17 protein-coding genes are annotated in these 20,835 nt (G+C 67.3%); 3 read left to right on the forward strand and 14 right to left on the reverse strand.

From position 1 onward, the window contains the following. Positions 1–19: 19 nt before the first annotated feature. The 8 genes from BLT71_RS17440 to BLT71_RS17475 form a co-directional block, all read right to left on the reverse strand. A complete protein-coding gene (locus BLT71_RS17440; protein WP_091722809.1) occupies positions 20–1,039 on the reverse strand; it encodes an acetylxylan esterase in 1,020 nt (339 codons plus the stop codon). Positions 1,040–1,048: 9 nt separating this feature from the next. Continuing rightward, positions 1,049–1,702, reverse strand: coding sequence for a LutC/YkgG family protein (locus tag BLT71_RS17445; protein ID WP_091722812.1), 654 nt, complete (start codon positions 1,700–1,702; stop codon positions 1,049–1,051). Beyond that, complete coding sequence (locus tag BLT71_RS17450) at positions 1,699–3,171, reverse strand: LutB/LldF family L-lactate oxidation iron-sulfur protein (RefSeq protein ID WP_091722815.1); 1,473 nt, start codon at positions 3,169–3,171, stop codon at positions 1,699–1,701. Before BLT71_RS17450 ends, BLT71_RS17445 begins: the two co-directional genes overlap by 4 nt. Beyond that, positions 3,171–3,974, reverse strand: a complete 804-nt coding sequence (locus tag BLT71_RS17455; RefSeq protein ID WP_091722817.1) for a (Fe-S)-binding protein — start codon at positions 3,972–3,974, stop codon at positions 3,171–3,173. The genes BLT71_RS17450 and BLT71_RS17455 overlap by 1 nt, the downstream gene beginning before the upstream one ends. 4 nt (positions 3,975–3,978) lie before the next feature. Then, positions 3,979–5,478: a rhamnulokinase gene (locus BLT71_RS17460; RefSeq protein ID WP_091722820.1), complete on the reverse strand. Its 1,500-nt coding sequence runs from the start codon at positions 5,476–5,478 to the stop codon at positions 3,979–3,981. Further along, entirely contained in the window at positions 5,475–7,511 is a 2,037-nt protein-coding gene (locus BLT71_RS17465) for a bifunctional aldolase/short-chain dehydrogenase (protein WP_091722822.1), read from the reverse strand. The genes BLT71_RS17460 and BLT71_RS17465 overlap by 4 nt, the downstream gene beginning before the upstream one ends. Before the next feature lie 5 nt (positions 7,512–7,516). Further along, positions 7,517–8,683 (reverse strand): L-rhamnose isomerase, encoded by a 1,167-nt coding sequence (gene rhaI / locus BLT71_RS17470; RefSeq protein WP_091722825.1) that lies wholly within the window; start codon positions 8,681–8,683, stop codon positions 7,517–7,519. Positions 8,684–8,760: 77 nt separating this feature from the next. Then, complete coding sequence (locus BLT71_RS17475; protein WP_091722826.1) at positions 8,761–9,108, reverse strand: L-rhamnose mutarotase; 348 nt, start codon at positions 9,106–9,108, stop codon at positions 8,761–8,763. Between the two features lie 151 nt (positions 9,109–9,259). On the opposite strand from BLT71_RS17475, the gene BLT71_RS17480 reads away from it, so the two are divergent. After that, positions 9,260–10,273 carry a LacI family DNA-binding transcriptional regulator gene (locus BLT71_RS17480; RefSeq protein ID WP_091722829.1) on the forward strand — a complete coding sequence of 338 codons (1,014 nt, stop codon included), beginning with the start codon at positions 9,260–9,262 and terminating at the stop codon, positions 10,271–10,273. A 6-nt stretch (positions 10,274–10,279) separates the two neighbouring features. Here BLT71_RS17480 and BLT71_RS17485 read toward each other — a convergent pair whose 3' ends face one another. The 6 genes from BLT71_RS17485 to BLT71_RS17510 all read right to left on the reverse strand — a co-directional run bounded on the left by BLT71_RS17485 (position 10,280) and on the right by BLT71_RS17510 (position 15,988). Then, on the reverse strand, positions 10,280–10,954 hold the full coding sequence (locus tag BLT71_RS17485) for a DUF1961 family protein (protein WP_091722832.1): 675 nt from the start codon (positions 10,952–10,954) through the stop codon (positions 10,280–10,282). Then, positions 10,955–11,656, reverse strand: coding sequence for a rhamnogalacturonan acetylesterase (locus tag BLT71_RS17490; RefSeq protein ID WP_091722834.1), 702 nt, complete (start codon positions 11,654–11,656; stop codon positions 10,955–10,957). Between the two features lie 26 nt (positions 11,657–11,682). Then, positions 11,683–12,555 (reverse strand): carbohydrate ABC transporter permease, encoded by an 873-nt coding sequence (locus BLT71_RS17495; RefSeq protein WP_015938269.1) that lies wholly within the window; start codon positions 12,553–12,555, stop codon positions 11,683–11,685. Next, positions 12,555–13,532, reverse strand: coding sequence for an ABC transporter permease (locus BLT71_RS17500; protein WP_091722837.1), 978 nt, complete (start codon positions 13,530–13,532; stop codon positions 12,555–12,557). Before BLT71_RS17500 ends, BLT71_RS17495 begins: the two co-directional genes overlap by 1 nt. Then, on the reverse strand, positions 13,533–15,065 hold the full coding sequence (locus BLT71_RS17505) for an extracellular solute-binding protein (protein ID WP_091722839.1): 1,533 nt from the start codon (positions 15,063–15,065) through the stop codon (positions 13,533–13,535). 185 nt (positions 15,066–15,250) lie between these two features. Continuing rightward, positions 15,251–15,988 carry a YesL family protein gene (locus tag BLT71_RS17510; protein ID WP_231994348.1) on the reverse strand — a complete coding sequence of 246 codons (738 nt, stop codon included), beginning with the start codon at positions 15,986–15,988 and terminating at the stop codon, positions 15,251–15,253. A 180-nt stretch (positions 15,989–16,168) separates the two neighbouring features. Here BLT71_RS17510 and BLT71_RS17515 point away from each other — a divergent pair, with 180 nt between their 5' ends. Both BLT71_RS17515 and BLT71_RS17520 read left to right on the forward strand, forming a co-directional pair. After that, positions 16,169–17,476 carry a Gfo/Idh/MocA family protein gene (locus BLT71_RS17515; protein ID WP_091722845.1) on the forward strand — a complete coding sequence of 436 codons (1,308 nt, stop codon included), beginning with the start codon at positions 16,169–16,171 and terminating at the stop codon, positions 17,474–17,476. Continuing rightward, positions 17,476–20,835: a family 78 glycoside hydrolase catalytic domain gene (locus tag BLT71_RS17520; protein ID WP_091722848.1), complete on the forward strand. Its 3,360-nt coding sequence runs from the start codon at positions 17,476–17,478 to the stop codon at positions 20,833–20,835. Before BLT71_RS17515 ends, BLT71_RS17520 begins: the two co-directional genes overlap by 1 nt.

Below are 20,835 nucleotides of genomic sequence, written 5' to 3' on the forward strand. Positions count from 1 at the left end.
TCAGCCTGCAGGAAGGAAGTTACCCCAAAATCTTGCGCAGAAACAACAGCTGCCTGATCCACTGGTGTTCCTGGCCGCCTTCGTGGTTGTTGAACCGGTAGACCTCGATCTCCTTGGCCGCCCCGGTTCCGGAAGAACCGGCGTCACCCGCGCCGTAGGCGTTGAAGCTGGCGAAGACCGTGGACGGTGGGCAGATGTCATCCATTTGCGCCACCGAGTAGAGCGCCGGCACGGTTGCCCAGCGGGCCAGGTTCACGCCGTCGAAATACCGCAGGACTTCGAGGATGGAGTCGTAGCGGTCGCGGTGGCGGCCAAGGAACTGGGCGATTTCCGGGTAGGGGCCGCGGGGTGTGATGTCGATGGCGCGCGGGAAGTCCTGCAGGAAGGGGACGTCGGGCAGCGCGGCGATGACGCCGTCGAGCCTTCCGGCCGCAAGGCCTGCCGTGGCCACCACAATGCCGCCGCCCTGGCTGACGCCGGCCAGCACCACCTTGCGGGGGTCGACGCCGGGATGGGACTGCGCGGCCTCCACGGCCCGGAAGGCGTCCACGTAGACGCGCCGGTAGTAGTAGTCCTCCCTGCTTCCGGCACCCCGGGTCATGAGGCCCGCGTGGGCTACGTCCCCCGCGGAGGGGTGCGGGTCCGGCGTATCGCCGATGAGGCCGCCGTAACCCTGTCCGCGGGTGTCCATGATGAAGTGCGCGTAGCCTGCCTGGGCCCAGCGGGTGTCCTGGTTGACCAGGCCGCGGCCACCGGAGTATCCGGCATACTGGACCACCACGGGCAGGCGTGCACCCGGTTCGCGGTTGGCCGGCAGGTGCAGCCAGCCTTTGATGGGCGCCCCGCCGTACCCGGCAAATGTGGCGTCGAACGTGTCGATGAGGGTGAGGTAGTTCTCGACAGGTTCGAAGGTGGCTTCCAGCGGAAAGGCCCGCGCCTCTTCGATGGTCGTGTCCCAAAACGCTGCAAGGTCGTTGGGCGGTGTCACGTCGGAGGTATAGCCGCGGAGCTGGGCCAGGGGAAGGTCAAAGAGGGGCATGGCTAGATCCTATGACGCGGGCAGGTTCCCGGACTGCTTGATGATGATGACGTCCAGCCGGCGTGGCCCGTGGACGCCTTCAACGCGTTCGAGTTCGATGTCCGAGGTGGCGCTGGGGCCGCTGATCATGGTGAGCGGGCGGGTGCCGTCCAGGCGGCGGAGGGCTTCGGGGAGGATCTGGGTGATGTCGCGGCTGTGGACCACGCAGATGTGGTGGTCCGGGATCAGCGAGATGGCGCGGCGGCCCTGGTCGGGGCTGCCGTCCAGGATGATGGTCCCGGATTCGGCGACGGTCACCGCGCTGGAGGTCACGACGGCGTCGGTTGCGTCGAGTTCGGTGACGGACCGCGCGCCGTGCCCGCCGCCGTCGTACTTCACCCTGGAAGGTTCGGTTTCCCACGCGAGCCAGGCCGGGTCCAGCCCGGCGGGCACCACGTAGGAGCCCGCGCCGGCGAGGAGGCCCTGGATGGTGGCCGGAACGGCGGATCCGTCCACCACCGTCACACCCGCTTTATAGTCCTCCAGCCGGTCCACCAGCACGTCGATGCGTTCCTGCGCGTTGAGGTCCCCCTCCAGCCGGTAGTCCCGCGGGATGTCCGGGACGGCGGGAGCGTCCTGCAGCGCGGTGCGGACGGCGGCGAGGATGTGTTCGCGGGTGCTCATGATTCCTTGTGCTCCTTGGCCCACCAGTCGCGGAAGGACCGGGACGGGGGCGCGGGGATGTCGCGGCTCTGGGTCCAGCCGGCGGCGATCCCCGGCAGTTTCTTGATCTTCTTGTCCTTGCCGGCGGCGGCGCGGCCCAGGGGCAGGAGCTTTTCAACGGCGCCCAGCCGGCGTCCGTCGGACAGCGCCCAGGAGGCTGCCTTGAGCCCGACGTCCATTTGGGACGGGAGTCCGCCGCGGTGGGCGTCCACGTCCTTTCCGCGGAGGTGGACCAGGATGTCAGGGATGTTGATCTTGACCGGGCAGGCGTCGTAGCAGGCCCCGCAGAGCGAGGACGCGTACGGCAGTGAACCGTTCTCCTCGGCTTCGACGCCGGTCATCAGCGGCGACAGGATGGCGCCGATGGGGCCCGGGTACGTTGAGCCGTAGGCGTGGCCACCGGTGCGTTCGTAGACGGGGCAGACGTTGATGCAGGCGCTGCAGCGGATGCAGTGGAGGGCCGAGCGGCCCATCTCATCGGCCAGGGCGTTGGTCCGTCCGTTGTCCAGCAGGATGACGTGGAACGTGGAAGGCCCGTCCCCTTCGGTGACCCCGGTCCAGAGGGAGGTGTAGGGGTTCATCCGCTCGCCGGTGGAGGAACGCGGAAGGAGCTGCAGGAACACCTCAAGGTCGGAAAAGGTGGGCAGCAGTTTCTCGATGCCCATGACCGTGATGAGGGTTTCGGGGAGCGTGAGGCACATGCGGCCGTTGCCTTCGGACTCCACCACGCTGAGGGTCCCGGAGTCTGCGATGCCGAAGTTCGCGCCGGAGATCGCCACTTTGGCGGTGAGGAACTTGGCGCGCAGGTGGGCGCGGGCGGCCATGGCGAGGCAGCGCGGTTCGTCCGTGAGGTCCGGATCGACGCCGGGCATGTCCTTGAGGAAGATGTCGCGGACTTCGGTGCGGTTCTTGTGGATCGCCGGGACCAGGATGTGGCTGGGCTTGTCGTGGTCCAGCTGGACGATGAGTTCTGCCAGGTCCGTCTCGTAGGCGGCGATGCCGTGTTCTTCGAGGTACTCGTTCATGCCGATTTCCTGGGTGGCCATCGACTTGACCTTGACAACCTCGTTCACGCCCTCGGCCTTCACCAGGTCGTGGATGATGTGGTTGGCCTCGCTTGCGTCCCGTGCCCAGTGCACCGTGCCGCCGCGGGCGGTGACGTTGGCTTCGAAGGCTTCCAGGAGTTCGGGCAGGCGCGCCATCACCGAGGTCTTCAGGGCGCTGCCGGCCTCGCGCAGTTCCTCCCAGTCCGGCAGTTCCCCGGTGACGTTGAGGCGCTTGGTGCGGATGGTGGAGGTGGCGTGCTTCAGGTTGCGGCGGAGCTGGCTGTTTCCCAGCTCCCGCCGGGCCGCCGAGGGGAACTTTTCCTCAGCGAAGAGGTTCCCTGAGCCGGGCCGCAGGCCGGGCATTCCAAGTGCGGTGCGGGACATTATTTGACCACTACTTTCACGGTTTGTCCGGCGGGTCCTGGAACGGTGACGGGTTCGGCTTCGGTGCTGGCGAGGATCTCGGCCAGGTGCAGGGTGGCCACACCTGAGTCCTCCCGGGAGAGGCCACCGCCGATGTGCATCAGGCAGGAGTAGTCCCCGCCGGCGCATACGGACGCCCCGGTGCTGCGGATGTTCGCCGTCTTGTCTGCCAGCATCGCTGAAGAAACGTCGGCGTTCTTCACGGAGAACGTGCCGCCGAACCCGCAGCACTGGTCCGCCTCGGGAAGGTCCAGCAGCTCCAGGCCCTTCACGCCGCGGAGCAGGCCGGCCTGCCGGTCGCCTAGCTTGAGCAGGCGCATGCCGTGGCAGGAGGGATGGTAGGTCACCGTGTGCGGGAAGTAGGAGCCCAACTGTCCGGCGGGATCGGTGACGCCCAGGACGTCCACCAGGAGTTCGGACAGTTCGTAGGTTTTCTTCCCGACGGCGGTTGCCCGCTCCTCGAGCCCGGCATCCCCTGCGCGGCGGGCCACCATGGGGTGCTGGTGCTTCACCGACGCCACACAGGATCCGGACGGCGCCACCGCGACGTCGTAGTCCTCCGATTCGAAAGCCCGGACGTGGTTGGCCACCACGGGCACGGCTTCCTTGAAGTAGCCGCTGTTGACGTGCATCTGGCCGCAGCAGGCCTGGCCCTTGGGGAAGACCACCTCGTGGCCCAGCCGTTCCAGGACCGCCACCGTGGCCTGGGCGGCCCGCGGATACATGCCGTCCACGATGCAGGTGGCGAATAGTGCGATTTTCATAGTGTCAATTCCGGGAGGCGGTAACGGGGAGGTCGAGGGGCTCGTAGCGGTGCAGGCTGGCTCCGGCGGCGATGATGCGGCGCAGCTCAGGCAACCCGCCTGCCACGGCGCCTGCCGCCCGGGCCTGGACGAGCACGTTGCCCAGGGCTGTCGCTTCCACGGGCCCGGCGATGACCGGGCGCCGGGTGGCATCGGCCGTGAGCTGGCAGAGGAGCGCGTTCTGCGATCCGCCGCCCACCACGTGCACCACGCCCGCCGAGCGGTCCGCCAGGCGTTCGGCGTCGGCCAGGGTCCGGGCGTATCCGGCAGCGAGGCTGTCCATGATGCACCGGGTGATCGCTGCGGGATCGTTCGGCAGCACCTCACCAGTTCGCCGGACTGCCGCCCGGATGCGTTCGGGCATGTTGTCCGGGGCGATGAAGTACGGATCATCAGCGTTGATCTGCGGTCCGCCGGCGGGCAGCGCGGCGGCCGCGGCCAGCAGGGCTGTCAGGTCCGGCTGGAACCCTTCCGACGCCCAGGTGCGCTGGCATTCGCTGAGCAGCCAGAGCCCACCGATGTTGCGCAGGTAGCGGACGGTGCCGTCCACGCCGCGTTCGTTGGTGAAGTTCGCCTCCCGGCTGGCTTCGGTGAGGACCGGGTGCGGCAGTTCCAGGCCCACCAGGGACCAGGTGCCGGAGGAGACGTAGGCGAAGTCCCCGCCGTCGGCGTCCGTGTCAGCCGGGACGGCGGCGACGGCGGACGCGGTGTCGTGCGAGCCCACGGCCACCACAGGGGTGCTGGAGGGCAGGCCCACCTCTTCGGCAATGGCCGGGAGGAGGGTGCCGAACGTTTCGCCTGGGTGGATCAGCGGCGGGAACAGGTCCTTCCGCAGTCCCAGGGCCGCCAGGAACTCGGTGGCCCACTCCCCCGCCACGGCGTCGAACAAGCCGGTGGTGGAGGCGTTGGTAGCCTCGGTCCGGCGGGCGCCCGTGAGCAGGAATGCGATGAGGTCCGGGATCAGGAGGGCCTGCAGCCCGTCCAGGTCCTTCTCGGTGGCCAGCTGGTAAATCGTGTTGAACTGCAGGAACTGCAGGCCGGTGGTGGCGTACAGCCGCTCCGGGTCCAGATTCCGGTGGACAGGCTCCACGGCGGCCCGGCTGCGGTCATCGCGGTAGCTGAACGGCTGCGCCACGAGGTTCCCGCCAGCGTCCACCAGGCCGTAGTCCACGGCCCAGGTGTCGATGCCGATGCTGGCGATCCGTTCGCCCTGCCCGGCGGCCACCGTGGCGGCCGTGCGGAGGCCTGCAAGCACCTCCGCGAAGAGGGCGTCGAAGTTCCAGCGGAGGCCGCCGTCGATCTCCACCACGCCGTTGGGGAAGCGGTGCACGGTTTCCAGCGACACCCCGGACTCCGGTGATACACGGCCGAGCATGACCCGGCCGGACGAGGCGCCGATATCGACGGCGGCGAACACACCAGGGGCAGTGTCCGCGCCGTCGATATCGCGTGACAACGTGCTCACCGGAGGAATGCTGCGGCCACTCCGGCGTCCACGGGGATGTGCAGGCCGGTGGTGTGGGACAGTTCGTTGCTGGTGAGGACGGCGGCGGCGTTGGCCACGTGCTCGGGGAGGACTTCGCGCTTGAGCAGGGTGCGCTGGGCGTAGTACTCGCCCAGTTTCTCTTCGTCCACGCCGTAGACCGCGGCGCGCTTGGCGCCCCAGCCGCCGGCGAAGATGCCGGAGCCGCGGACCACACCGTCGGGGTTGATGCCGTTGACGCGGATGCCGTGCTCGCCCAGTTCGGCGGCGAGCAGGCGCACCTGGTGGGCCTGGTCTGCCTTGGTGGCGGAGTAGGCGATGTTGTTGGGGCCGGCGAACACGGAGTTCTTGGAGGAGATGTAGATGATGTCCCCGCCCAGGCCCTGGGCAATCATGACCCTCGCAGCGGCCTTGGCCACCAGGAAGGAGCCCTTGGCCATCACGTTGTGCTGAAGGTCCCAGTCCTTTTCCGTGGTTTCCAGCAGCGGCTTGGAGATGGACAGGCCGGCGTTGTTGACCACCAGGTCCACGCCGCCGAACGCGAGCACCGCGGCGTCGATCGCTGCGGCCACCTGCGCTTCGTTGGTGACGTCAGCCTGGACGCCGACGGCAACGTCGGAACCGCCGAGTTCCTCTGCCACCTTCTGCGCGTTCTCCAGGTTCAGGTCGGCGATGACCACGCAGGCGCCTTCCGCGGCGAGGCGGGTGGCGATGGCCTTGCCGATGCCGGATGCCGCACCGGTCACCAGGGCGATGCGGGTGGCGTGCGACTTCGGCTTGGGCAGGCGGGCCAGTTTGGCTTCCTCCAGGGCCCAGTATTCGATCCGGAACTTCTCGGATTCCTCGATGGGGGCGTAGGTGGAGATCGCTTCGGCGCCGCGCATCACGTTGATGGCATTGATGTAGAACTCCCCGGCCACCCGGGCGGTCTGCTTGTTCGCGCCGAAGGAGAACATGCCCACGCCGGGAACCAGCACGATGGCCGGGTCCGCGCCGCGCAGGGCCGGGCTGTTTTCGTCCTTGTGGCGGTCGTAGTAGGCCTGGTAGTCCTCGCGGTAGTCGGCGTGCAGCTCATGCAACCGGGCGATCGAGTCTTCGATGGAGGCATCGGCGGGCAGGTCCAGGATCAGCGGCTTGACCTTGGTGCGCAGGAAGTGGTCCGGGCAGGAGGTGCCCAGCGCGCCCAGCCGCGGGTGCTCGGCGGCTTCGAGGAAGTCGAGGACGACGGCGTCATCGCTGAAGTGCCCCAGCTGCGGTTTGTCCGTCGAGGCAAGGCCGCGGATCACCGGCGCCAGGGCAGCGGCCTTCGCGCGGCGTTCTGCCTCGGGCAGGGCTGCGTAGCCCGGGAGCTTGGCACCGAAGGGTTCGGCCGCGCCGTTCTCGGCGATGTACTGCTCGGCCTGGTCGATGATCCAGAGCGAGTTGGCCTCGGCCTCTTCGCTGGTGGCGCCCCAGGCAGTGATGCCGTGGCCGCCGAGGATGGTGCCGATGGCCTGCGGGTTGGCGTCCTTGATCGCAGCGATGTCCAGGCCCAGCTGGAAACCGGGGCGGCGCCAGGGAACCCAGACCACCTTGTCACCGAAGACCTTTGACGTCAGCGCTTCGCCGTCCACCGCCGTCGCGATGGCGATGCCGGAATCCGGGTGCAGGTGGTCCACGTGCGCGGCGTCCACCAGGCCATGCATGGCAGTGTCGATCGACGGGGCTGCGCCGCCCTTGCCGTGCAGGCAGTAGTCGAAGGCGGCCACCATTTCATCTTCACGGTCGACGCCCGGGTAGACGTTCTTCAGCGCGTTCAAACGGTCCAGCCGCAGCACCGCAAGGTTCTGCGCCTTCAGCGTGCCCAGGTCACCGCCGGAACCCTTCACCCACAGGAGTTCAACGTCCTCACCGGTGACCGGATCCTTCTCGGTGCCCTTGGCGGACGTGTTGCCGCCGGCGAAGTTGGTGTTCCGCTTGTCCGCGCCCAAGCGGTTGGAACGCGCAATCAGGTCTTCAACAGTCTTGTTGCTCATAGGAATTAAGCGCCCCATCCGGCTTGCTGGCCGCCTGCGCGGTCCTCATTGATCTGTTTCTGGTAACCGCTGGCCTTGTAGGCAGCCATCGGGTCCGCGGGCAGGCCGCGGGATTCACGCCACTCGGCCAGGGCCGGACGGACGTCCGTGTAGAAGGCATCGTTGAAGATGCCGTTGGCGGCCAGGACATCCCCGGCGCGCTGGGCCTCGGTCAGGGCAGCGGTGTCGATCAGCAGGGCGCGGGCCGTCATTTCCTGGACGTTCAGCACGGACCGGATCTGGCCCGGGATCTTCTCTTCCAGGTTGTGGCACTGGTCCAGCATGAGAGCCACACCGGATTCCTTGCCGAAGCCGCCGCCGCGGATCACTTCGTGCATGATGCGGAAGAGCTGGAACGGATCGGCGGCACCCACGATGAGGTCGTCGTCGGCGTAGAAGCGCGAGTTGAAGTCGAAAGAACCCAGCTTGCCCAGGCGCAGCAGCTGCATCACGATGAATTCGATGTTGGTGCCCGGGGCGTGGTGGCCGGTGTCCAGGCAGACGAACGCCTTCTCCCCCAGTGCCAGGGTCTGGGCGTAGGACGTGCCCCAGTCCGGAACGTCGGTGTGATAGAACGCCGGCTCGAAGAACTTGTACTCCAGGACCAGGCGCTGCTCGTCACCCAAGGCCGCGTAAATTTCCTGCAGGGACTCGGCCAGGCGGTCCTGGCGGCCGCGGAGATCATCCTGGCCCGGGTAGTTGGTGCCGTCCGCCAGCCAGATCTTCAGGTCGCGGGAGCCCGTGGCGTGCATGATGTCGATGCAGTCCAGGTGGTGCTCGATGGCGCGGCGGCGCACGCCCTCGTTGGAGGACGTCAGGGAGCCGAACTTGTACTCGTCATCCTGGAAGGTATTGGAGTTGATGGTGCCCAGGCCAACACCCAGGCCCGCGGCGTACTCCTTCAGGGCGGAGTAGTCGTCCACCTTGTCCCACGGAATATGCAGGGCGACCGTGGGCGCGAGGCCGGTCAGCTCATGGACCTTGGCGGCGTCGGCCAGCTTCTCCTGGACCGTCCGCGGCGTGCCGGGCGTGCCGAACACCTTGAACCGCGTGCCTGAATTTCCATAGGCCCACGAAGGGACCTCGATGGCAAGCTCTCCGAGCCTGCCCAGCGCCTTTGCTACGTCATTCATGATGGTTCTTTCCGGTGTCTTGTGCTGCTGTGGTCTGTTGGGTAATGCCCCGCTGCAGGAGCTGGGTTTGGCTTTAGTTACTGGGTTGTGGAGCCTGCGGCCGCAAGCTGGCCGTCAAGGTTGAACACTTCTTCCAGGACCTGGAACCCCTCGTCGGGCGCCTGGCCGGTGTTCTCAAAAAGCGTGGCCATCTCGGCCTGCCAGCGCGCGTTGACGTCGGTCAGGGCCATGCGGGCACGAACGGCGTCGAAGTCGTCGCATTCGACGTAGCCCACCAGGAGCCCGTCGTCCGCCAGGAACAGGGAGTAGTTGTTCCAGCCCGCTTCCTTCAGGGCAAGAAGCATCTCCGGCCACACCGCGGCATGGCGCCGCTTGTACTCGTCGATCAGCGCCGGCTGGATCGAGGACCGGAAGCACACCCTCATCTGGAACTCTCCTGAACTCGCGGATATTTGAATCGTTTCATTGGTACGATTCAAAGTACTCTTGAACCTGAGTAGGTGTCAAGCATTTCCACCCGGCCCCAGCAAATGGCCCGTGGAAGTCAGGGCATCCGGACCAGCAGCTCGGAGAATCATGAACCGCACCGCCAGTATCAAGGACGTTGCCAACCACGCCAGCGTTGCCGTGGGCACCGTCTCCAACGTGCTGAATTACCCGGACAGGGTGTCCCAGCGCACCAAGGAACGCGTCCTGAAGGCCATCGACGAACTGGGGTTTGTCCGCAACGACGCGGCCCGGCAGCTCCGCGCCGGCCACAGCCGCACCGTGGGGCTGATTGTCCTGGACGTGGGCAACCCGTTCTTCACATCGGTGGTGCGGGCGGCTGAGGATGCCGCCAGCGTCCAGGGCAGCGCGGTGCTGCTGGGCGACAGCGGGCACGACGCCGGCCGCGAAGCCAATTACATCGATCTTTTCCAGGAGCAGCGGGTCCAGGGCCTCCTCATTTCCCCCGTTGGCGACGTCACCGAGCGGCTGGACCTCCTCCGCGAGCGCGGCGTGCCCACGGTCCTGGTGGACCGCCTGGCGGACGAGTCCAGGTTCAGTTCGGTTTCCGTGGACGACGACGCCGGCGGGTACCTGGCCGCGCGGCACCTGCTGGACACCGGCCGCCGCCGGCTCGCGTTCGTGGGCGGCCCCACGTCCATCCGGCAGGTATCGGACCGCCTGCAGGGTGCACAGCGCGCCGTCAAGGAGGAGCCGGACGCAACACTGGAAGTGCTGGCGTCGGAGGGGATGACCGTCCTGACCGGCCGCAGCGTGGGCAACATGCTGGTGGAACGCAGGCCGGAGGAGCTGCCGGACGGCATCTTCTGCGCCAACGACCTCTTGGCCCTCGGCGTCATGCAGTCCCTCACCATGACCCATACCTTCCGCATCCCGGAGGACGTGGCGCTGATCGGGTATGACGACATCGACTTTGCCGTCTCGGCAGTGGTTCCGCTGTCCTCCATCCGGCAGCCCACCGAGGCGCTGGGCCGCACCGCCATCGAGCTCCTCACCGAGGAAGTGGAGTCCCAGAACGCCACGCATCGCGCGGTGGTGTTCACGCCGGAGCTCGTGGTCCGGCAGAGCACCGGCAAGGCTTAGGACGCGTCAGCGCAGCTTCTCCACCACCAGGTTCCGGTAGGCGGCCCGCAGCGGGGCCATCTGCCGGAACCCGATGTGGCCGCCGCCGAGGACCTTGCCCGAGGAGTCTGTCCACTCGAACAGGGTCAACCCGTTGATGGCAAAGGACACCAGCGGGCCGTCCTTCACCACTTCCAGGCGATAGAAATCCACCGCGTCTTCCGTGGGCGGCAGCGGGTCAGCGCCCTGCGCCACCAGTTCAAAGCCTTCACTCTTGCGGAGGTTGCACGTCCGGAAGGCCCGCTCCGATTCGTACTTGTGCCGGAAATACGAGACGTGCAGGGCATCAATGTCCCCCGAATGGTACTGCGGGTAGAACCCGGTCCGCGGGGCCAGGTCCGGGCTGAAGAGATCCAGCCCGCCCTGGCCGGCGGCTGCAAAGAACAGCATGGCCAGGCCCGGCTCTTCGAGCGGCCGGAACTCCCAGCTGATGCGGATTCCGTCCGGAAACTCCTCCGGGCACCAGAACGTCCAGTGCGCGTGGTCGCCGAATTCGGCGTCGTCCAGTGCGCCGGACAGCTCCAGCGCCCCGGAGTGGGCGCCAAGGGTCAGCGGCCCTTCGGCCACCCAGTCCGCGACGTCCGCCGGACCGCCCAGCCCATTGCTGTACAGCACACCGGCGTCCCGTATGGCGGTGCCCACTCAGGCGCGTCCCGCCGTCGTACCCGCAAGGGCCGGGGCGGCGGGCCCCAGCTCCGCAAGCCCGGCGGCCACGTGCTCCGCCACCACTGCGGCACCTTCCTGGGAGAAATGCGTGTTGTCCGCCAGCCCGTCCGGCCAATAGGCATGCTCCCCCGGCGCGAAGTGGCAGAACAGCGCCATGGATTCCTCCCGGCCCAGGCGGACGTAAAGCTCCCGCGTCCAGGCATTGAGGTCGATCACCGGGACGCCGAGTTCCAAGCCCAGTTCGCGCACCACCTCGGGGTAGTCCTCCAGGCTTTCCTCCAGTACGTCGCCCATGCCGGCGGACGACGACGGCGCGTCCCGGAAGTGCCGCCGTTCCACGGAGGTGCATAGCACCGGAGCCGCGCCCAGGGCACGCACCTCCCCCACCATGGTGCGCAGGTTGGCCGCGTAGCCGGTGCGGGCTGCCAGGTGCTGCTTCTTCTGGTCGTTATGGCCGAACTGGAGGAGGACCAGGTCGCCTTCGCCGGCCTCTGCCAGCAGCGCCGTCCACAGCCCTTCCTCGCGGAAGGACTCGGTACTGGCCCCTCCCTTGGCGAAGTTGTGGACCGCTGCCCGCCGGTAAACGTGCGGGGCCAGCTGCGCGCCCCACCCGCTCATGGGGTACTCGTGCGTGGGGCAGTTGGCGACGGTGGAATCACCGGCGAGCAGGATCTTCATGGTCTTCTTTCTGTGAGTGGGGGTTTCTAGCCCTTGACGGAGCCGATGAGCATGCCCTTGGCGAAGTGCTTTTGCAGGAAGGGGTAGAAGATCAGGATGGGCAGGGTGGCCACCACGATCACGGCGAACTTGATGCCCTGTTCCGGCGGAATGTAGTTGGGGTCCACGTTGCCGGTTCCCAGCAGGTCCGAGGCCGCAGTGACCTGGCGGAGGTACATCTGCAGGGTCCACTTGGAGTTGTCGCTGAGGTACAGCAGGGGCGACATGAAGTCGTTCCAGATTCCCACGGCATAGAACAGTGCGAACGTGGCCAGGACCGGCTTGGACAGCGGCAACAGGATCCGCCAAAGGATGCCGATCTCCGTGGCGCCGTCCATCTTGGCCGATTCCTCCAGCTCCGCCGGGAGCTCCTGGAAGAAGTTCTTGATGATGATCAGGCTGAACGGGTTGATCGCCGCCGGCAGGATCAGGGCCCAGTAGGAGTTGAGCAGGCCCAGGTCCTTGACCAGGAGGAAGGTGGGGATCATGCCGCCGGAGAACACCATGGCGAAGACCACTAGGGACAGGATGAGCTTGCGTCCCCGGAGGGTCTTCTTGGCCAGCGGGTAAGCCATGGTCACCGTGAACGCCAGCTGGACCACCGTGCCCACTGCGGTGACCAGGATGGTGGTGATGAGCGCCCTGGTGAAGGCCGGCGTCGAGAAGATGTACTCGTAGGAGCCCAGGCTGAACTGCTCGGGCCAGACGAAGAACGCCCGCCGGGTGATTTCCGCTTCGGTGGCGAACGAGCCCGCGAAGACGTAGACGAACGGCAGCAGGGTAACGATGCCCACCAGGGACAGGAAGACGTAGTTGGCGGCGTCGAACACCCTGCCGCCGGTGGTGTTGTGGATCTTCATTAGAACAGTCCGCTCTGGTTGAACCGCTTGGCCAGCCAGTTGGTGCCGAAGATCAGCACCAGGCCCACCAGGGATTTGAACAGGCCCACCGCGGTGGAGTAGGAGTAGGCGCCCTGGGTGATGCCCACGAAGTACACGTAGGTGTCAAAGACATCCGCGACGTCCCGGTTCAGGGCGTTGGTCATCAGGTAGATCTGTTCGAATCCGGTGTTGAGCATCTGCCCGATCGCCAGGATCAGCATCACGATGATGGTGGACCGGATCCCGGGCAGGGTGATGTGCCAGACCCGCCGGAACCGTCCCGCGCCGTCGATGATCGCAGCCTCGTACTGGTCCTGGTCCACCGTGGACAGGGCGGCGAGGAAGATGATGGTTCCCCAGCCGGTGTTCTTCCAGATCTCCTGCAGCACGATCAGCGGCCGGAACCAGGCGGGATCGGACAGGAAGTCGATGTTGGTGCCCATCACGTTGTTCAGGAACTGGAACATCGGGCCGATGTCCAGCGCGAACAGCAGGAAGCTCAGCGACGCCACGATGGTCCAGGACAGGAAGTGCGGGATGTACACCAGGGTCTGGACCGTGCGCTTGAGGACGGAGAGGCGGACCTCGTTCAGCAGCAGGGCCAGCACGATGGTCAGCGGGAATGCGATGCCCAGGTTCAGGAACGCCAGGATCAGCGTGTTGCCCAGCAGGCGCGGGAAATCCGGGTTGGAGAAGAAATCCTCGAAGTGCTGGGTCCCCACCCACCGGCTGCCGTTGACGCCCAGGAACGGGACGTAGTCCTTGAAGGCGATGGACACGCCATACATGGGGCCGTAGCGGAACACAGCGAAGTACAGCACGCCCGGCAACAGCAGCAGGTACAGCCACTTGTAGTGCGCGAAGTGGACGGAGAACTTGGCGTTCTTCCGCTCCCGGGCGGGCGGCCGGCTGGCCGCCCGCCCTGAGGTCTCAGCCTCGACGACGGGGGCTGCCATTTACTTGTTGTCCTGCCAAAGCTTGTTGATCTCTTCTTTGACCTTGTTGCCGCCGCTGGTGTCCCAGAGCTTGATGGCGTCCTTCAGGCCCTGCTCATCGATCTGTCCGGCGAGGTACTTGATCCGGGCGTCCGCCACGATGTTGTCCAGCTGTGCGCCCTTGGCCACGTAGGTGGCGGAGACGTACGGGGCGGCGGGGTTGTACACGGCGCTCTTGAGGTCCTCGGCCATGACTTCGGTGCGCTTGTCGAAGACCTGCTGCTCGTAGTCGCTGGCCTGCTTGACCGGGTAGAAGTTGTTGCCGGCCACGTTCATGCCCAGCTGTGCGTAGCTCTTGATGTCGGTGCTGACGGCCTTGCCCTCGGGGGTTTCGGGCTTGATGGTGGCGGCCTTGCCGTCCTCCACCGTGAAGTTGACGCCCTCGATGCCGTTGTTCAGGAGGGTGGCCACCTCCTTGCCGTTCAGGGTGTTCAGGACCTCAAGGACCTTGTCCAGCTCGGCCTCGGTGCGGACGCTGGACTTGGGGACGGCCAGGAAGCCGGAGTAGCCGTCGGTGGGGTGGGCGTGGAGTTCGCCGTCGGGGCCTTCGAGGTTGCCCACGAAGCCCACCTTGTTCTGGAAGTTGTTGGGATCGGCCTGCTTGAAGAGGTTGACCAGGACGCTGACGCGGGAATCGACGTCCACAATGATGCCGCCCTTGCCGTTGAAGAACGGCTCGTTCCACTTGGTGCCGTCGAACGTGGCGAAGTCCGGGTTGATGAGCTTCTCGTCCACCATCTTCTTCACGAACCGGTTGGCCTCAAGGAACTCGTTGGTCTCGAAGCTGGGGATCAGCTTCCCGTCTTTCTCGGTCCACCGGTTGCCGGCGCCGTACCATTCCTCGATCAGGTCGTAGGGGCTGTTGGTGCCCAGGGCTCCCCACTTGGGGATGGTGATGCCCCACGTGTCATTCTGGCCGTTGCCGTCCGGGTCCTGCTCGGTGAACGCCTTGGCCACCTTGTAGAGGTCCTCGGTGGTCTTGGGCGGCTGGAGGCCCAGCTTGTCCAGCCAGTCCTGGCGGAACATCACCGCAGCACGCATGGGCGCGCGGCCACGGTAGACGCCGTAGACCTTGCCGTTGATGCTGGCGTTCTCCTGGATGTCGGGGAACGTGGTCTTCAGGTTCGGGTACTTGTCGAGCTTGTCCGTCAGGTCCCAGAAGGCGCCCGCTTCGGCGTTCTTGACGAAGCCGGGGGTCTTGCCCTGGATGACCATGATCTGCGGGATGTCGGAGCCTGCCAGCGTGATGTTTGTCTTGTCCTCGTACGAGGAGTTGGGCGTCCAGTTGATGTTGATGTCCTTGCCGGTGAGTTCTTCCAGCTTCTTCTGGACGGCGCCGTCCGCGCTGGGCGGCTGGGCCTCGAGGAACGGGGCCATGATGGACACGCTGGTGAGGTCCGCGGCGGGTTCATTGCCGCCGCCGCTGCAGGCGGTGAGGGATATGGCGGAGATGGTGACGACGGCGGCCGCCAGGGTGAGTTTCCTACGGATCATGGCTTTTCCTTTTCCACTTCTTCGGGGTTTCGTTGGTCATTCAGACGGGGTTGATACGTTTCATTTGTGGACGTGCGGGCAGGACGAGGGTGCGGGGTGGTGCTGGTCAATGGGACGGGCGCTCCGGGGGCCCGCCGAAGTGGGGCTGGGCCGGGAGACGCGCCGCCGGTCAGGCGGTCAGCCGGTCAAGCCGTGGAGACGGCGACGGGCACGGTCCCGGTACCGGCAGCGGCCGGCTCGGCATCGGCGGCAACCGACTCGTCATTGGCGGTAAAGAACCGGTCGCAGAGCCAGCCGGTGGTGTAGAGCCACGCGCCGATGCTGAAGAACGGAATGAGTCCGGGGACGGTGGTGCTGGCATACACCACGGCCGCCGAGACGAACAGGAGGATGACCGTCCCAGCCAGGTGCCGCATGGCAAAGCGGGACGAGAGCATCAAGTACTGCCCCAGGGGCAGTTCGTAGCGGGCATACATCGGGAACACGTAGCAGGCTGCACCCGCCAGGAAGATGGCCGTCACAAAAATTCCGGCCGCCATCAGCTGCGAGAAGAGGTCCCGCCCGCCGGAGAAGAAGTTCCAGTTCATTGCCAGCGCCACTGCCACTGCCAGCAGCGGCAGGGCAAGGACGTTGGCGCGGCCGAAGTTCCGGAAATACTCCGCCGCGAACCCGCGCAGCAGTGGCGCCGCTTCCCCCCGGGCCCGCTTGCGCACCAGGATCTGCGCCGCCGCAGTGGCAGGTCCGATCCCGGCTACGCCCAGCCCGAGGAGGGTGAACACCAGCCACAACAGGTTGAGGCATGCGATCCACAGAAGGGTGTCAAAGAACGAATAGGCCCGAGCGGCGAAGGTTCCGGACAGCATGGCACTTCCCTTCCGTTTCTCCATCGTTGCAGAGGCGAGGGCGCGAGTGGTCCGCGTCACGCCGGTAATCGGTTTCTCGAAAATCTAGACCCAATCCGAGTGTGGGGTCAAGCCATTTTTTGAATCGTTACATAACTGGACTCTGCCGCCAGGGGTGGCGCACACTAATGGTTGGAAAGCGCTTGCTGCACTCAGCCGGCGCGCCTGTAAGCGTGCCCTCGAGGGCAGAATGGAGAACCCATGGGAACGCCCGCTGGCACCCACCTTCCCAACGTTTCCGCCGGTAATGCTTCCGGCGGTAATGCTTCCGGCGGTAATGCTTCCGCCAGTAACGCTTTTACCGGTGAGGCGGCCGAACCGGCAGGACTCCGGACCGGCCCGCAGGGCTCCGGCCCGGCAGCCCGGATCGCGCTGGTAGGCGTGCACGGCTTCGGCACCCACCATCTCCGGAACCTTGCGCGCCTGCAGGCAGCCGGCGCCGTCGAACTGGCGGCCGTCGCCGACCCGCAGCCACCGGCACCCGGTTCCGTGCCGCCGTCGGCCGCTGTCCATCAAGGACTGGAGGACCTGCTGGCCGCAACGGCCAACCTGGACCTCGTCATTGTGGCAACCCCCATCCAGACGCACGCCCCGCTGGCACTGGCCGCCCTGGCCACGGATGCCGAGCTCTACCTGGAGAAGCCACCGGTGGCCTCGCTGGCGGACTTCAACCGGCTGTGCGACGCCGCTGCAGCGTCCGGGCACGGGGTCCAGATCGGTTTCCAGAGCCTGGGCTCGCATGCGCTGACGGCCATCGCGGAACTCCTGGCCGCCGGCACTATTGGAAACCTGGAAGGCATCTCCGCCACCGGCCGCTGGGTCCGTGACCGGGCGTATTACAAGCGGTCGCGCTGGGCGGGCAAGCGCAGCATCAACGGCGTGGACGTAGTGGACGGCGTGGCCACCAACCCGCTCGCGCATGCTGTGGCAACGGCGCTGCGGATCGCCGGAGCCCGCACCGTTGCCGATGTCGCGTCCGTGGAAACCGAGCTGTACCGGGCCAATGACATCGAGTCTGACGACACCTCGGTGATCCGCATCCGCACCACGGCCGGACTGCCCATCACCTGCGCCCTGACCATCTGCGCCACCGAATCCGTTGAGCCGTACGTGACCCTCCACGGCTCCGCCGGCACTGCAGTCTTCCACTACACCGAGGACCGGCTGGTGGTGGAAACAGCCTCCGGCACCACCGAGCAGACCTACGGCCGGGACGACCTCACCGAGAACCTGCTCAAGCACCGCAGCGCCGGCACCCCGTTGCTGAGCTCCCTCCTGGACAGCGGGGCGTTCATGCTGGTGCTCGAGGCAGTCCGGACCGCGCCGCTGCCAGCGCCGATCGATCCCACCTACGTGCAGTGGGAGGGTGAAGGCGAATCCGCCCACGCCGTGGTGGCCAACATCGAGGACGCGCTGGAGCGTGCCGGGCGCGAACATTCAACGTTCAGCGAGCTGGGGCTCCCCTGGGCCACGTCCACACCGGCCTCCTTTCCGGTGCCGTCCGCCTGATGTCCCCTTCAGGCGGCGCAGCCCCCACCGCAGCGGACACACCACAGGAAGCTGCCGGGGCTCTGCTCGCCACCGGCCTCCTGACCGACGGCTTGGCCATGTGCCTCACGGCGTCCGGGCAACCCACGTTCAGCTGGCAGCTGGAGCAGCCGGACGGCACCGACCCCTCCCGGGCCAGCCAGGCGGCGTACGAAGTCTCCGTGCAGGACGCCGGCGGCCATCAGGTGTGGAGCTCCGGGGGCGTGCCCTCAGCTTCGCAGCGCGGTATCTATGGCGGGCCCGTTCTCGACGATGACGCGGACTATTCCTGGCGGGTGCGCCTTCGCGACGCGGCCGGCGTCCAAGGCGCGTGGTCTGCCTGGCGCACCTTCGGCACGGGGCTTTCGGACTCCGCCTGGGAGGCCGACTGGATCAGCCGCGCCCCGGGTGGCCGCGCCCCGCTGGAGATCCTGGACAACGCCCTCAGGGTGGCGGGATCCCCCGGGCTGCCACTGCCGTGCCCTCCGGTCCGCGGTTTCCGGCTTGAGGCGCGGGTGCGGCCCGTGATGGGCTGGGCCGGCCTGATCCTCCGCAGCACCGGCCCCGGAACGGGGCTGCTGCTCGAACTCAACACGGCCGGCGAGCTGCTGCTGCGGCAGGTGCCGCAGTGGGACATCCCCGCCGCCTCCACGCCGGACACCCCCGTCCTGGCCAAGGCCCGCGCAGACCGCACCCACACAGTCCGGCAGGAACGGCTCCCGGGCAAGGACCTGGTTCCGGGGACGTGGCAGGACCTCACCGTCACCGATGACGGGCACACCATCCGCGCCTCCCTGGACGGCGACGAACTGCTGGTGTTCGAGGAGCCGCTCCCGGCAGGCGCTTCGGGCAGGCTGGCCCTCCACCAGGGTCCCCGGAGCCAAGCCGAGTACGCCCGGCTCCGGGTTTCGGAGCCAGGCGCTAGCGCAGACACCGGCACCGTCCTGTTGGACCACCGATTCGATGCCGGCGAACACCACGCACGCGCTGCCCTGGCTCACTGGCCACGCACCACAGCACACCGCCAGCCAGACGAATGGACCCTGTTCCGCACCTCGATCCGGCTCAGCGGCACCGTCCGGCGGGCACGGCTCTACGCCGCCGCCCGGCACCATGCCCAGCTGTCCCTCGCCGGCACACCCTGCCTCACCACCACATCCTTCGGCTATCCCGGCGAGGGCTACTACGATGCCGCGGACGTGACGGAACTGCTGGCATCCCAGCAGTCAGGCGGGGACGCACCAAACAGCGGGGAGGCACCAAACGGCGCGGACATTCCGCTGGCGGCGCTGCTGCATTGGTACGGCCCGGGACAGGGACGGGCCGCGGGCCTTCCCGGCCTGCTGGTCCGGCTCAGCGTGGACTATGCGGACGGCCGCCGCGACGTGTTCGGTTCGGGTCCGGGCTGGCGTGCTGCCGAGGGCCCGTACGGCCAGGCCGGGTACCGGAACGACGAAGGCGACCCCGTTGAGCACCTGGACGGGCACGCTGCCGCCGCACTGGCCGCCACTCCCCTGCAGGACCTGCCGCCCGCCGTCGGCTGCGGGAGCCACCCCACCCCCGAAAGCCCCGCGCTGCATCCGCGCCGGACCTCCATGTCGGAGGAATTCGTCGCTCCCCGCGCATTCCTGACGGCTGATGACGGCACGCTGGTGGCGGACTTCGGCCAGGTGCTTCCCGGCCGGCCCGAGGTGGATTTCCTCGACGGCGTGGCCGGCCGCACGGTAATGATCCGGGCCGGCTACAACCTCCGGAACGACGGCCGGGTGGACACCGGCAAGACACCCACCCAGAACACCGATATGTCCTTCCCGTACACCCAGGCCGCCGGGCCGCAGCAGTACCGGGCCACCGTGCACCTTGGCTTCCGCTACCTGGAGCTTCCCGGTGTGGACGCCGCGGACGTGTCCCGGCTCGGCGCCGTCGTGGTTCACGGCAGGCACCCCGCCGAAGGCAGCTTCAGCAGCTCGGACCCCACACTGGACGCCGTCTTCGGCCTCCTGCGCGACTCGGCGCTGTACGGCGTGCAGGAGCAGTTCGTGGACACCCCCACCCGGGAAAAGGGCCAGTTCCTGGCGGACGCCGTGAACATCTCCTACGCCACCATGTCGCTTTTCGGCGAGCACGCCTACACGGCCCAGGCGCTGCGGGAGTTCGGCTGGTCGGCGGGCAGGTACTGGACCGCGGGCGGGGACAGGGGCCGCTACAACGCGGTCTATCCCAACGGTGACGGCAAACGCGACATCCCGGATTTTTCGCTGATGCTGCCGGAGTGGGCCGAGGAATACCACCACCGCACCGGCGATCTCGCCCTGGTTCGGGAGCTGCTGCCGCACCTCTGCGATACGGCCGACTACGCGCTGCGGTACATTCCGGCGGAAGGCCCGACGGCGGGGCTGGTCACCAGGCTGGGCGGCGGGTCCGGCCCCTACCTGCACGGCATCGTGGACTGGCCGGCACCGGGGCGATTCGGTTACGACATGGAGTGCGCCGCCAAGACCACCGTCAACGTCCAGGCCTACTCCGCACTGTTGTCCACCGCCCGGCTCTGCGGCGTTGCGGGCCAGCACGAAACCGCCGCCCGCTACGCCGAGGCTGCCCGCACGCTGGCGGCGGCCATCCGTACCCGGCTCCGGGTGGACGGCATGATGGTGGACGGACTCCACGGCGACGGCTCCCCCAGCGCCCATGCTTCACAGCATGCGGCATCGTTCCCCCTGTCCCTGGGCATCACGGACGCCAGGTTCGCTGAGGCCGACTCCCGGCGGATAGCGGACATGGGGATGCGGCAGGGGCCACTGACGGTCCACCGCCTGGTCCGGGCGCTGCTGGCACAGGGCCTGACTGACGCGGTCCTGGACCTTCTGACCTCACGCGACCAGCCCGGCTGGGCGCGGCTCCTGGAACGGGGCGCCACCTTCACCTGGGAGGCCTGGGACCTGGAGCCCGGCACCGACTACAGCCAATCCCACGCCTGGTCCGCCTCGGTGGTCAAGGAAATCCTCGAGCACCTGCTGGGCATCCGCTTCCAGTCCCCCGGTGGCAGTGAACTGCTCATCCAGCCGCCATTGTGCCGGTTGGAGCACGCCCGCGGAAGCATCCCGGTGGCCAACGGCTACGCGGAGACCAGCTGGCGGCGCAGGGGCGGCCTGGTGGAGCTGGAATGCACCGTCCCCGCCGGCGTCACAGCGGTTGTCCGTTTGCCCGCCGGCACTTACGGAATTAAGGGACCCACGCCGGATGCCGCCGTCGTGCGTTCCCTCCCGGACGGCGCGCAGACCGCCGCGACGCGCGACTTCCGCGTGCACACCGGCACCTGGAGCTTCGAACCGCAGGCCTAG

The organism is Pseudarthrobacter equi (genome assembly GCF_900105535.1).
GTDB classification, from domain to species: Bacteria; Actinomycetota; Actinomycetes; order Actinomycetales; family Micrococcaceae; genus Arthrobacter; species Arthrobacter equi.